The following is a 13,407-nucleotide window of genomic DNA, read 5'->3' on the forward strand; positions in this document are numbered from 1 at the left end:
TTCTGATATTAGACTCCCTTGTCTAATTCTAAAACCATGAAGTTGTTTTTTAACAAGCCCTAAAGGTTTTCTCAGTGCCAGTGAAATACTCGACCTCAAGCTTAGTGCTGAGTTAGTAGTTTTAAGTGCTTGCAACACTGGTAGAGGTAGAGTTACCAGTGATGGCGTGATTGGATTATCCCGTTCTTTAGTTGCTGCTGGTGTACCTAGTGTGGTTGTTTCCCTCTGGAAAGTACCTGATGACTCCACAGCTGACCTGATGATTGAATTCTATCGCCAGCTACAACAAACACCTGACAAAGCAGTTGCTCTGCGTCAAGCCATGCTTACGACTCTTAAACAGTACCCAAATCCAGTGGAATGGGCGGCTTTTACCCTGATTGGGGAAGCGGAGTAATCAAGCAGTTGCAGGAGTTCAGAATCACAGAGTTTAGGATTGCTATAGTTTCCTAAGGGTGATAAATCTGTACACAATAATAAACCGATGAACACTGAGCTCCAATTTCCTTGGCAACAAGACCCAGTAATTCGCCAGAGCCAACGTCTAATCAATAGCTTTCATCATTGGACAGGGCATTCTCTAATCGATACCAGTGGCTTACCTATCGAAATTGCACAGGCACTATTTGAAGCTCCCTTTGCCGTCTTCTCTCACAACACTGAATCAGACCCCATTTACAACTATGGCAATCGGAAAGCTTTGGAATTGTGGGAAATGGATTGGAACCAATTGACTCAGATGCCTTCGAGATATTCAGCTGAGCCAATGGAAAGGGAGGAGCGCTTACGCCTGCTTAACCAAGTGACAAGCCAGGGCTATATTAGCAACTCTCAAGGTGTCCGCATTTCTAGCACTGGTAAACGGTTCCAGATTTTAGATTTTATCGTCTGGAATCTCATTGATGAGGAAAATAACTATTGTGGTCAAGGGGCTACGTTTTCCCAGTGGATACGGATTAATTGACGATGTCGCGCACTTAAATTGTCGATTTTTGAGTAAGGGAGAAAAACTACAAAGTCCTTTCCCTTACTCCTGAGTACCCCTGCCCCCTTACCAATTCAATCAAAGAAATCAAATCATTTGTAGCATTAATAGTGCTAATTCATAGTGCTAATTCATAGTGCTAATTCAGATTATATGCCTCACAGGTTACTTCCCCTTCTTGCAGTATCTTCCCCCACTTCCCGTCTCTTCCCGATCTCCATAAATCATCCCGCTACAATTACAACGCCGTTATTTGGGTCGGACTAGTCGGGAACTCTATATGTAACTGGTATATCTAACTGGCATCACAGAAGTCCATGTTGTTCAATGATTCTAACCCATAATGAACAGCTCTAGGGTATTCCATCACTGAGTCAATAGACTCTGGCACTATAACTGTACTTGGTATTGCCTATTGGTGGCATGATTTAGCCAAGTCTTACCTAAAGACCTTCCTCATCTTGATCACTCATCAAACCGAAAGCCATATTGGGAATGAAAACTATGGAATAAAAACTATGATAAAAGCCAGGCTTTTCGGCAAAACTAGGTTGCCCAAACCATTTGTTTGGACAGTCATTTTTATCTGCATTTTACCCTATATTCTGCATCAATTAGGGGTTGATTTTAGTACCCATCAGGAACTGTTTGACCTCTCGGCAGCCTCTGAATGGGAACCCCATGAAGTTAATGATGCCATGCACTCGGTCTTTTCCGGAAGTTTTGTACACACACTCCTGGAGTGGAGTGGTGTCTGTACAGCGTTTTTTACTGTTTGCTTAGCCTTCACGAACTACAGCATCACCAAAGACCCAATCGTTCCTATCATCGGCGTATCACTTTTTTTTGCTGGTGTGATAAATGCCTTTCATACTCTGGCTGCTGACCGCTTAATTGATGTTGTCGCCGATAATCGTAATTTAACTAGCTCGGCGGGAATTCCCACGCTTAAGCCACAGCTTAGCGTGGGATGAAAGCCAGGTTGGGTGATGGGGTTCGATGCCCCATCACCCAACATCAGTCAGGTCTGTCCTGACTCTGAACGTATTCTTTGAGTTGTTCAACGGTAACCCCTCCACAACTAGCAATGAAGTAGCCGCCAGTCCAGAACACTTTTTTCGAGTAATACTTATTCACTTGATCGGGAAATTATTTCCGTAGGTATCGACTGGAAACGGTCTTGAGATTATTGATTAGTTTGCTCAGCTGAGTCTGGGGATTGTATTGGATCAATAAATGAACGTGATCCGCTTCACCATTGAACTCGACCAAACTACCTTCCCACTTAGACATCAGTTCTGAAAATATTGATTCTACGCGGGTTAGCATCACCCCTGTGAAGACTTTACGCCGGTATTTTGGGACTAACACGTTGAGGAGCTTTCAAGTTTGAAACGCCTCTAGCACGGTGGATATCATCTTTAGGCATGGGTTGACACTAATTCCTGTGCTGGTGCTATAATAACACTAAGCCCCGCAGTAATGGTCGGATCGGCCGCTATGAAATCAACGCTTCAGTATCGAGCTTACTTAAACACTAAGCAAAAACTTGAGGCTAATTATTGGCTTCGAGTGTGTCGCTATTGGTATAACCGCCAGCTCGGAGATCGTTTCGATTGGTGGGACAACAATAGAACCAAAGTCAACGCTTGTCCGTTAGTTTGCCCGTTACCTGAGCTCAGAGATCAGCCGACTAGATACGGTCAACAGTCACAATTGCCTGGACTCAAAACAGATCTGATCAAGGTGTTTCATAGCGGTGAGCTGTTGGACTTCACCCGATTAGATTCAACCGTTTTGCAGGATGTCTGCAAACGGGCTGACGATGCTTTCAAGCGTTATATATCGGGTGATTCCAATGGCTTGCGTAGCGGTAAGCCACGGTTTAAGAACCAATCCAGCTACCGGACGATGGTGTTCGCAATGGTCAAACCAAGGTGGATTTATCTTGTCCGCAAAAACTGGCTCTATATCAAGCTTCCCAAGCTCGGAATGGTGAAGGTTCGGATGCACCGACCAATGCCGGATGGTGCCGTTGTCAAACGTGTTAGCTTGACTAAAAAAGCCGATGGTTGGTATATCAACCTGACCGTAGCAGATCCTACGGTGCCTAAGTTGACGCCTGATCAGATTGTCCCCACTTGGGATAACTCAATCGGTCTTGACGCAGTGCTAGAGGGCGATGACTACATTGCCACATCTGAAAATACCAAATACAAATCAGCTAAACCGCTGCGTAAGTCTTTACCAAAACTCAAGGCCGTCTCTGCTAAGAAATCATCGAAACGTAAAGGTTCTAAAGCCCGTCGCCAGCTAGCATTGCGTGAATCTCGAATACATCAACGCATTGCTAGGCAGCGCCAGAATCACCGTTACAACCTGGCTCACTTGCTGGTGAAAACCGGCAAGAAAGTGTTTTTCCTAGAGTTGCTAAATATCAAGGGACTGACAAAACGAAATAAACCCAACAAAGCCGCTGATGGGACGTATTTGCCTAACGGCCAATCGGCTAAGTCTGGGCTGAACAAGTCTTGGTTAGACGCGGCGTTTGGTGAATTTATAACCACACTGGACTACATAGCCTCAAAAGCTGGAGCAGTGGTTATCAAACAAAAACCGGCGTATTCATCAATGATTCTGAGTTATCGGAACGAAGTTATATTTACCGATTGCTCAATCAGAAAGTATTACGATCCGGTTGAAAAGGTTTTGGTTGACCGGGATGTGAATGCCGCAATCAACCTCAAACGACTTGGGCTGGGCGTTTTCCCAAGTATAAAACGGCGTAGTGGGAAGCTAGTCGTATCTGGCGATATGGACAATAGTACCACGAAGCAAATCGTGTCTATCCTAAGGGACGGCACGGACACTCGATCGCTTCTCAGTCTTTGGCCTATGGCCTAGCCTTTGGCGAACGGATGAAGAAGCCCACGCTATAGCGCCAGCTTAGCGGTGGGAGTGCGTCACTTCCATTTACCTGGGCACTCTGTCGGCTTTTCAATGCACTAATCCTGATTCTAGGAACTAGCCTTTGCTCAAGGAGAAGCTGGGTAGAAAAAAACCAAACCAGGAGCTTGGGTTTTGTCATTATTGTCAGCTTGGGGTTTGGGTTGATTGCCTATGGTATAATTCCAGGGTAAACGCATCTAAATTTGTATCAAAATTAACAGTTAAAAATTAAACAATAGTATCAAAAATCTAGAATTACCCGGTTGATTCTCAATAAGCGCCACTTATTCTCAATTATAGCAGTCGCCAGGGCAGGCGCGGACATGACAAAAGTCTCAAACCTAAGTAAGCGCAAGAGTTTGACTTCTGACTTCTGACTTCTGACTTCTGACTTCTGCTATATTGGCTGTGTTATCCAAGGTCGATTTGAGAGTACTCTACATTCTGGTTTCGTACGGAAATCCGACTTTGATTCTTGTTTAAAGTCAGCGGAAAATTTGTTGACTTTGAACAAAAAAAACTGCTTTTAGGATGGGATTTATTCGAATTTAACAAAAAATTGAGTTAATCATTTTTTTTTCTGTTACCATTTATATCAAATAAGATGCGTTTACCCTGGCTTTTCTATTGCTTCTTGCCTATTCCCTATTCCCAATTGCGTATTCCTTATTGCGTATTCCCTATTTCCTATTTGGTATTTCCTATTCCCGATTCCCGATTCCCGATTCCCGATTCCCGATTCCCGATTCCCAGCCCGTAGCGCTCTAATAGGTAAGTGGCAGTAAAAGTCAAAAAAAACCGGCTTCTGCTAGGAAACCGGGTTTTTAAAACGTTTAGCTTATTGATAATTGAATTAGCTTTGATGGGCAGGTTCTTTGGCCAAGAACTTCTCTAGTTCAGTCAAGGCATCAGCATCAACTTTAGTTTGCATGGGGCAGAACTTTGGTCCACACATGGAACAAAACTCTGCTGTCTTATAGATATCTGCTGGCAGGGTTTCATCATGGTATTCCCGAGCTCGTTCGGGGTCAAGGGAAAGTTCAAACTGGCGGTTCCAGTCGAAGTTGTAGCGAGCAATTGAGAGTTGATCATCCCGATCCCGTGCTCCTGGACGATGCCTGGCAATATCCGCCGCATGAGCAGCAATTTTGTAGGCAATCAAGCCATTGCGCACATCCTCAGCATCGGGCAGTCCCAAATGTTCTTTCGGGGTTACATAGCAAAGCATGGCGGTACCGTACCAGCCAGCCAAAGCTGCACCAATGGCAGAGGTGATATGGTCATATCCAGGCGCAATGTCTGTCACGAGTGGTCCTAGAACATAGAAAGGTGCTTCTGAACACTCTTCCATCTGCTTTTTGACATTGAACTCAATTTGATCCATTGGCACATGACCAGGTCCTTCTACCATCACCTGTACATCATGTTCCCAAGCACGACGAGTCAACTGCCCCAATGTTTTCAATTCTGCTAACTGGGCTTGATCAGATGCATCATGGGTGCAGCCAGGACGCAGAGAATCTCCTAAGCTGAAGGAGACATCGTATTTCTTGAAAATCTCGATAATGTCGTCAAAGTGGGTATAGAGGGGATTTTGCTTGTGGTGATGGAGCATCCACTTGGCGAGGATACCACCACCACGAGAAACAATGCCGGTTAGTCGGTTTCTGACCAAAGGCAGATGTTCGATTAAGATGCCAGCGTGGATGGTTTGATAGTCAACTCCTTGCTGAGCGTGCTTCTCAATGATGTGGAGAAAGTCATCGGCAGTAAGGTTTTCCACCTTGCCGTGGACACTCTCTAAGGTTTGGTAAACTGGTACCGTGCCAATGGGTACAGGTGAGGCATTAATGATGGCGGAACGAATCTCATCCAAGTTGCCACCACCTGTAGACAAGTCCATTACGGTATCGGCCCCGTACTTCACGGCCAAGTTAACCTTCTCTAGCTCTTCATCAAGATTAGAAGAGTTGGGGGAGGCACCGATATTGGCATTCACCTTACATTTGGAGGCGATACCAATACACATTGGCTCTAGGTTAGTGTGGTTGATATTGGCGGGGATAATCATTCGCCCCCGTGCCACTTCATCTTTGATCAGCTCAACGGGAAGGTTTTCCCGCTGGGCTACGTAGTGCATCTCTTCTGTCAGAAGACCCTGGCGAGCATAGTACATTTGAGTCACATTGCTCTGACCACGGCGCTTGGCAACCCATTCAATACGCATATTTAATTTCCTCGATGACAGCTTCCCTCCGCCGGTATTAACCGGACTCAGGTTCTAAGGGTGTAATCTCAGCCTGGTTGCTCAGGCACCCCTAGCTTTGGTTTGATTATACTATCACAAATAAAATCAGTCGGATTATAGGATCGCCCTCCTTGGGATTGATTCACAAGTGGGTAATCTATAGAATTCAAGATTATTGAGATTAGCTTATGGAATTTTTAACAGGAATAGTTATATCGTTATGCTTGTTTAAGATTTAATCTCAAAATAATACAGGACAGTGCTTAGTTACACTGTCCTGTTACGGTATCCTGTTACGGATGATTAATAGCTAGAGGCTATTGTATTCACCATTGTATTTACCTAGGTGATTGCCCAAATCGCCTTGTGTTAAAGAGCGATCGCAGCCATCTTGACATCGTTAGTGCTTAGAATCTCTTGGAGTTCCTCAGCATCTACGGTTTCTTTATCAATCAGCATTTCAGCAAGCTTATCGAGGATGTGCTTATTGCCAAGAATTACATTCTTAGCCCGTTCGTAGGCTTCATCAACTAGCTTGCGAACTTCTTCATCAATGGTTGATGCTGTGGCATCTGAGAAATCCCGGTCTGAGGCAATATCCCGACCTAGGAACATACTGCCATTCTGCCGTCCTAGGGCTACTGGGCCAAGGCGATCGCTCATACCATAGCGCATCACCATCTGCCGTGCCACCCGAGTCACCTGTTGCAAGTCATTGGAAGCACCTGTGGTCACTTCTTCTTCACCGAAGATAATTTCTTCAGCAATCCGACCACCTAAGGCCACTGCCATCTGATTTTGCAGGTAAGAACGGGAAAACATGCCTGAATCCATCCGGTCTTCGCTAGGGGTGAACCAAGTCAAACCACCAGCACGACCCCGAGGAATAATGCTAATTTTCTGCACTGGGTCATAATCGGGCATTAAGGCACCCACAAGGGCGTGACCTGCTTCGTGAAACGCTACTAGGGTTTTGCGTTTCTCGCTCATTACCCGGTCTTTCTTCTCTGGCCCTGCAAGCACCCGGTCAATGGCATCATTCACCTCATCCATAGAGATTTCGGTTAAGTTGCGACGGGCTGCCAAAATTGCTGCTTCATTGAGCAAGTTGGATAAATCTGCTCCGGTGAAACCAGGGGTCCGACGGGCAATCTTCTCGAGATCCACATCTTTGGCCAGGGTTTTCCCACGAGCATGAACGTTGAGAATTTCCAAACGTCCGGAATAATCAGGACGGTCTACTACTACCTGTCGATCAAAACGACCAGGGCGTAGTAGGGCAGCATCAAGAACATCTGGGCGGTTGGTAGCAGCAATAATGATAATACCGGTATTACCTTCAAACCCATCCATTTCAGTCAGTAACTGGTTAAGGGTTTGCTCCCGTTCATCATTACCACCGCCTAAACCGGCACCCCGCTGACGCCCCACAGCATCGATTTCATCAATAAATACAATACATGGAGCATTGTTCTTGGCTTGCTCAAATAGGTCTCGCACCCGAGAAGCACCAACCCCTACGAACATCTCGACAAACTCAGAACCAGAGATGGAGAAAAACGGAACACCTGCTTCCCCAGCTACTGCACGAGCTAAGAGAGTTTTACCGGTTCCTGGAGGTCCGACGAGTAGGACTCCCTTGGGAATTTTAGCCCCAATAGCAGTGAAGCGGTCAGCATTTTTGAGGAAGTCTACTACTTCGTTAAGTTCTAGCTTGGCTTGCTCAATACCTGCCACATCCCCAAAGGTTACCTGAGTTTGGGGTTCCATTTGGACTCTAGCTTTGGACTTGCCAAAGTTCATGGCTTGAGAACCTGGACCATTCTGGGCACGCCGCAGTAATAGAAACAATCCCACCAAAAGCAGAATCGGGAAGAAGAAGCTGCTTAAGGTCTTGAACCAGAAGCCTTCATCACTCTGGGGTAGAACTGAAATATCTACACCGTTATTATTCAGAAGGTTGATTAGTTGTGGGTCATTGGGGAGATTGACCTCTACCTGACGACCATCTTGAGCGATCGCGATCGCTTTACTGCGGTCAGCACTGATTCTAACGGTTTCCACCTTGTCGTTCTCGACTTGGCTAATCAGCTGGTCGTACCGCCACGTATCTCGACTTGGGGACGGTTTGTCCAAAAATGCTGTACCAAGGGCGATCACCACTATGGCTAGGAGTGCATACAGCCCTGCGTTTCTCCACTTTTTATTCACTCGTTGTTACCTCCATAGATTCGAGGATGTGGCAAATATAGAATTTAGCTTCTTATATTAATTTATGTTAACCTTTCTGAGGAAAACTGGGCGGACTTTATTCTAAAACAGCCTTTCTGGAAGCGTTTTATGCCTTGTGATACCTAATAATAGTGTTTGGATGGCTGGTGTGGGTTGACCTAGAGCAATGCTTAATATTATAATTTTTTGCTTTAGAGATCGAACAGCTAACAGGAGGGACATGATGGCGGTTTTACGACTTGAAGATGGTACAACCTATACCGAGCTAAGTGATATTGCCGGAGAATTAGCACCTCTGAAGGTTCAGCTAAATCACTGGTCTGTAGGGGACAACCCAGAAATTCACAGCCTTCTAGAGCAAGACACCCTTAGTGATATTGAAAAGGATACAGTACTTAAAGCTTTAGATAGCTACTTTGAACAACTTAAGGAAACCGCTGGCTATCAATCCCGTGACTTAATCGTACTGTATCCAGACATACCTAATCTTGATGCCCTCCTTTCCAAATTTAAGGATTGTCACTACCATACTGACGATGAAGTGCGCTACATAATTGCTGGAGAAGGGGTTTTTGGGTTTGTACGTCCTGATGGCAGCCAAATGGAGTTGACTGTGCAGCCTGAGGAGTACATTAATGTGCCAGCGAATACTGAACATTGGTTTTATCTGACACCATCACGACGGGTTAAAGCTGTGCGCTACTTTATCACTACTGAAGGCTGGGTTCCGGAATACACGGGTACGGAAATTCGGATGAAGCCGGTAGTAGCTGTTTGAGAATATTCCAGTTCATAACTTATTGAATATGTCCATTGAAGTTGACTACCGCTTTCCAAGCGGTGTTGATGTCGAAAAACAAGCGAAAATGATTGCTGTTGGGCAAACCGCAGGCACCTGGAATGCTCGTTTTGCCCATCTCGAAAATGTGTTTCGCTCCCATCTTGGTACTGTTGTTCAAGGTGTCATTAACCCTGATGGTTCTGGTTTGGCTACCATCCGTTTTCCCGAAGCTAATGTGGAAAACGATATCCCTACTCTACTAACCATGATTTTTGGTAAATACTCCATGGCAGGACCAGCTAAAGTCATGGCAGTGCGCTTGCCAGAACACTACGGTAGGCATCCCAAATTCGGAATTACCGGGATTCGGGAAAGACTAGGAGTAGTTGACCGTCCCCTGATTATGGCAATTTTTAAGCCAGCCTTGGGACTCTCAGCGGAAGACCATGGGAAGATTTTACAAGAGGTTGCTGGAGCTGGACTTGACATTATTAAAGATGATGAGATTCTGGGGGATTTGGAGATAGCACCAACCCTGAAACGTCTAGAAGTCTGCCGTAAGGTACTTGATGAAATAAAACAGCAAACTGGGCGCACTGTACTCTATGCCATTAATGTAACTGGTTCGGCTGACAAATTACTTGATAAAGCTCATAGGTTGGTAAAAGAAGGGGCAAATGCCCTGCTGCTGAATGTTCTGACCTACGGTTTCTCTGTCCTAGAAGCCCTAGCTGCTGATCCAGAGATTAATGTGCCAATTTTTGCCCATCCCGCCTTAGCAGGAGCCCTGTGTGGAGCCCCTAACCACGGGATGGCTTACTCAGTGGTTTTGGGAACCCTGATGGCTCATGGTGGGGCAGATGCGGTGCTATATCCCGCCCATTATGGTAGTTTACCCTTTGACCCAGAGGAGGAAAAGCGAATTCGAGATAGTTTGCGATCGCGTAATGTATTTCCTGTGCCCTCCGCTGGCATTCATGCTGGGATTGTGCCTAAGGTTGTAGCAGATTACGGACAACAGGTCATTCTTAATGCTGGCACTGGCATTATGGATCATCCCGATGGTCCTGCTGGTGGCGTTAAAGCATTTTTTGAAGCCATACATTCATTATGAGGTAATCGGGTAATCAGGTTATGGGGTAATGACAAGATAGTGTTTTTCATAATAATGAGATACATTATTGTTTCTTTACCATAGTCCGTAATCTTTACTACGTAATACTTACTTCCATTAACTCCAAGGACGTAAGTACCTCACAGTTTTGAAAAATACTATAGTAATGCATATAGTAATACTATTGATCGTGAACATATCATCAACAGCGACAGTTCTTACTCAGAACTCAGCACTCTTAGACTAAATACTATTGTGAATCGAGTTGTATTCTGCGACTTCGACGGTACCATTACCGCCGTTGAAACCTTTGTGGGCATGCTCAAACAATTTGCTCCCGAGTTGTCCGCCCAAATTATGCCCCAGCTGTACAGTATGAAGCTGACTCTGAGGGAAGGTGTGCGCCAGATGTTAGAGTCAATTCCTTCAGCTAGCTATCCTGACATTATTGCCTACGCTCAATCCAAACCGATTCGGCCTGGTTTAGAGCAATTGTTAGATTTTCTTGAAACTCAGAATGTTCCTTTTATTGTGGTTTCCGGTGGTTTGCGGTGCATGGTCGAAACGGTTCTGAGCCAGGGAAGCACGGGGAAAAAATCCTTACTTGAGCGGGTAGCAGCTATTTATGCTGTTGATGTGGAAACGACCGGGGATTTTCTAAAGGTAACCTCTGAGTTTGAAGGAGATACAGAACTTGTGTCTAAAGTGCGGGTGATGGCACAACACCCGGCTCAAGAGCAGATCGCCATTGGCGATTCGGTAACGGACTTGAATATGAGCCTGAAAGCCCCGGTAGTATTCGCCCGCGATCGCCTCAGCAAATACCTGGACGAGCGCCAAAAGCCCTACATTCCTTGGCATGATTTTTTTGATGTACAACAACAGCTATCCCAGCGGTGGAACAATGGTTAATCATGGCTCCTCAATCGGCAATGACCAGCAATTACGTTCAGCTATTGATCCAAGACCAACCTTAATCAGTGCTGCTAGTCACTTCTATCAATTAGGTTGGATGGTGGGGACAGCCGGTAACCTCTCTGCTAAACAGCCCGATGGCAGCTTCTGGATTACTGCTAGTGGATGCCATAAAGGGCAGCTAGGCAGCAAAGACTTTATTCGCATAGCCACTGATGGCACAGTAGTAGAAAAACCATCACCTCAATCTCGTCCTTCAGCTGAAACAAGCATTCATCAAAGTATCTACTCTTTATTCCCAGATGCTAAAGCTTGTTATCATGTTCACACCATTGAGTCGAATTTAGTTTCTGGCTTTACTACAGAAGATACCCTGCCTTTGCCACCGCTAGAAATGCTTAAGGGCTTTGGAGTACGGGAGGAGAACCCTAAAGTCACGGTACCAGTATTCGTCAACCATCTAGATGTGTCTCGCATTAGTAGTGAGATATGCGATCGCTTTCAGGCTGCACCGCCATCAGTCAATGTCCTATTGATTCGCAACCACGGTATAACGGTTTGGGCGTCTTCCACCGAACGTGCCCAGATCTACTTGGAGTTAGCTGATTATATTTTTCGATATATGGTAGCTGCTCGACAAATTGAGCTTAGCACCACCTCCATCAAGAATTAACCAAAACAATTGCCGAATTGCTCAATCGGAACAATTCAGCAATTCGGCAATTATTCAACCAGACTTGATGCTAGTCCGTATACTGCCCATCACCAAAATCACTAGGGTAACTATCGTTAGAGGTACGACAAATGTCATCATGATAGTACTAAACTGTGATAAAGCTTGGTGTTGTGTGGCGTTCAGGAATAAATACAAGGTATAGGCACCGTAATAGCTTAAAAAGAGAAATCCCTCCCACCGGGAAATTTGATAGCCAGTAAAGAAAATTGGCAGACAAGCCACCGCCACTGCAATCATTACTGGAATATCGAAGTTTAGGGCAGGAGTTGACACCTGTATACCATCAGGCACAATCAAGCTACACATCCCCAGCACCAACAGGATATTAAAAATATTGCTGCCAATAGCGTTACCTACGGCAAGATCTCGCTCACCACGGACACTGGCAATAATGGAGGTGGCAATTTCTGGAAGAGAGGTGCCAACAGCGATAATGGTTAAGCCAATAATCAACTCGCTCCAGCCAAACATCTTGGCCATAGCAATAGCCCCATTAATCAGCCAGCGGGAACCTAGTACTAACATTCCTAAGCCGAAAACAATCAGCCCTAACTGAGTAACTATCTTTTTAAGGCTAGTACGAGACTGGCGAGATTTGGTTTGAGGGGTATCCTGGTCTCGGATTTCCTGATTTTCCTTGCGACTCTGAATAATGGTGAATAAACTATATGCGATCGCGCCAGCCAACAAGATGCTGCCATCAACTCTACCCAGTTGGCCATCCAAGCTCATAAACAAGAGTAGGAATGATATGGCAATCATCAATGGTACATCTAATCGCACCAACTGCCGGGATACAACCAAAGGTAACATAGTTGCCGATATGCCTAAGATTAGCAAAATATTGGCAATGTTGCTGCCAACAATGTTACCAAGGGCAATATCCGCTTGTCCGTCATAACTCGACTGCAATGCTACGGCTAATTCTGGGGCACTGGTGCAGTAAGCGACTATAGTCAGCCCGATCACTAAGGGGGAGACACCTGCTACCAACGCCAACTGTGATGCGCCCTTGACCAAGATTTCCGCCCCAACAACCAAAAGTACAAAGCCAGCAATAAATAAAATGAGAGTGATTATGTTCATTGGCTGTGTGTGAGTAAGTCATTGAGGACGAGTTTACTTCATCAAGCATGAAAGTTGCTATAACCTCGACTTAGCCCTTATAATTATTACCTAGGGTTTATTGAAACGGCAAACAACTCAACAGTAACACAGATAAAGCGAATTTTTTCCTGTGTTTACCTAGGTTTATTGTTATTGTTTTTTTCCTTGGTTTTGATATTATAAATCGAGGACGATATCTACACAGTTACCCTTGGGTGCATCCCGATTTTGCAGTGAGCATAAATACTCAAGTTCGGTTTTGAGCAATCAGAGCTAAGCTTTGAGAAGTTGACCTATAATCAGGTGAGTTCTGCGAATGGATGCTGACAAACATGCCCAA

General features: G+C 45.2%; 11 protein-coding genes, 2 pseudogenes and 1 riboswitch. Of the genes and pseudogenes, 9 read left to right on the forward strand and 4 right to left on the reverse strand.

Features of this window, described 5'->3' with window-relative positions:
- Positions 1-70: 70 nt before the first annotated feature.
- The 3 genes and pseudogenes from F6K51_RS13390 to F6K51_RS13400 form a co-directional block, all read left to right on the forward strand.
- Positions 71-397: pseudogene (locus F6K51_RS13390) on the forward strand (CHAT domain-containing protein); the annotation flags it as partial.
- Between the two features lie 87 nt (positions 398-484).
- Positions 485-964 (forward strand): MEKHLA domain-containing protein, encoded by a 480-nt coding sequence (locus F6K51_RS13395; RefSeq protein WP_293020945.1) that lies wholly within the window; start codon positions 485-487, stop codon positions 962-964.
- Between the two features lie 539 nt (positions 965-1,503).
- Positions 1,504-1,959, forward strand: coding sequence for a hypothetical protein (locus tag F6K51_RS13400; RefSeq protein WP_293020947.1), 456 nt, complete (start codon positions 1,504-1,506; stop codon positions 1,957-1,959).
- A 43-nt stretch (positions 1,960-2,002) separates the two neighbouring features.
- On the opposite strand, the pseudogene tnpA reads toward F6K51_RS13400, so the two are convergent.
- Positions 2,003-2,356: pseudogene (tnpA, locus tag F6K51_RS13405) on the reverse strand (IS200/IS605 family transposase).
- Positions 2,357-2,485: 129 nt separating this feature from the next.
- Between tnpA and F6K51_RS13410 the strand changes: the two are divergent.
- Positions 2,486-3,889, forward strand: coding sequence for a transposase (locus F6K51_RS13410; RefSeq protein WP_293020949.1), 1,404 nt, complete (start codon positions 2,486-2,488; stop codon positions 3,887-3,889).
- 649 nt (positions 3,890-4,538) lie between these two features.
- The gene (locus F6K51_RS13415; RefSeq protein ID WP_293020951.1) at positions 4,539-4,694 is read left to right on the forward strand and encodes a hypothetical protein; all 156 of its coding nucleotides are present in this window, start codon (positions 4,539-4,541) and stop codon (positions 4,692-4,694) included.
- Between the two features lie 93 nt (positions 4,695-4,787).
- Here the strand turns inward: F6K51_RS13415 and thiC are convergent, their stop codons facing one another.
- Both thiC and ftsH3 read right to left on the reverse strand, forming a co-directional pair.
- Entirely contained in the window at positions 4,788-6,161 is a 1,374-nt protein-coding gene (gene thiC / locus F6K51_RS13420; protein ID WP_293020953.1) for a phosphomethylpyrimidine synthase, read from the reverse strand.
- A gap of 6 nt (positions 6,162-6,167) precedes the next feature.
- Positions 6,168-6,264: riboswitch (TPP riboswitch) on the reverse strand.
- Positions 6,265-6,551: 287 nt separating this feature from the next.
- On the reverse strand, positions 6,552-8,393 hold the full coding sequence (gene ftsH3 / locus F6K51_RS13425) for an ATP-dependent zinc metalloprotease FtsH3 (protein WP_293020955.1): 1,842 nt from the start codon (positions 8,391-8,393) through the stop codon (positions 6,552-6,554).
- Positions 8,394-8,637: 244 nt separating this feature from the next.
- On the opposite strand from ftsH3, the gene F6K51_RS13430 reads away from it, so the two are divergent.
- The 4 genes from F6K51_RS13430 (at position 8,638) to mtnB (ending at position 11,897) form a co-directional block, all read left to right on the forward strand.
- Positions 8,638-9,192, forward strand: a complete 555-nt coding sequence (locus F6K51_RS13430; protein ID WP_293020967.1) for a cupin domain-containing protein — start codon at positions 8,638-8,640, stop codon at positions 9,190-9,192.
- Between the two features lie 28 nt (positions 9,193-9,220).
- Positions 9,221-10,309, forward strand: coding sequence for a RuBisCO large subunit C-terminal-like domain-containing protein (locus tag F6K51_RS13435; RefSeq protein WP_293020957.1), 1,089 nt, complete (start codon positions 9,221-9,223; stop codon positions 10,307-10,309).
- A gap of 255 nt (positions 10,310-10,564) precedes the next feature.
- A complete protein-coding gene (locus F6K51_RS13440) occupies positions 10,565-11,221 on the forward strand; it encodes an HAD-IB family phosphatase (protein ID WP_293020959.1) in 657 nt (218 codons plus the stop codon).
- Positions 11,214-11,897: a methylthioribulose 1-phosphate dehydratase gene (mtnB, locus tag F6K51_RS13445; RefSeq protein ID WP_293020968.1), complete on the forward strand. Its 684-nt coding sequence runs from the start codon at positions 11,214-11,216 to the stop codon at positions 11,895-11,897. The genes F6K51_RS13440 and mtnB overlap by 8 nt, the downstream gene beginning before the upstream one ends.
- A 54-nt stretch (positions 11,898-11,951) precedes the next feature.
- Here the strand turns inward: mtnB and F6K51_RS13450 are convergent, their stop codons facing one another.
- Entirely contained in the window at positions 11,952-13,046 is a 1,095-nt protein-coding gene (locus F6K51_RS13450) for a calcium/sodium antiporter (protein WP_293020961.1), read from the reverse strand.
- Between the last annotated feature and the right edge of the window lie 361 nt (positions 13,047-13,407).

Source organism: Moorena sp. SIO3I8, assembly GCF_010692325.1.
Taxonomy (GTDB): Bacteria; Cyanobacteriota; Cyanobacteriia; order Cyanobacteriales; family Coleofasciculaceae; genus Moorena.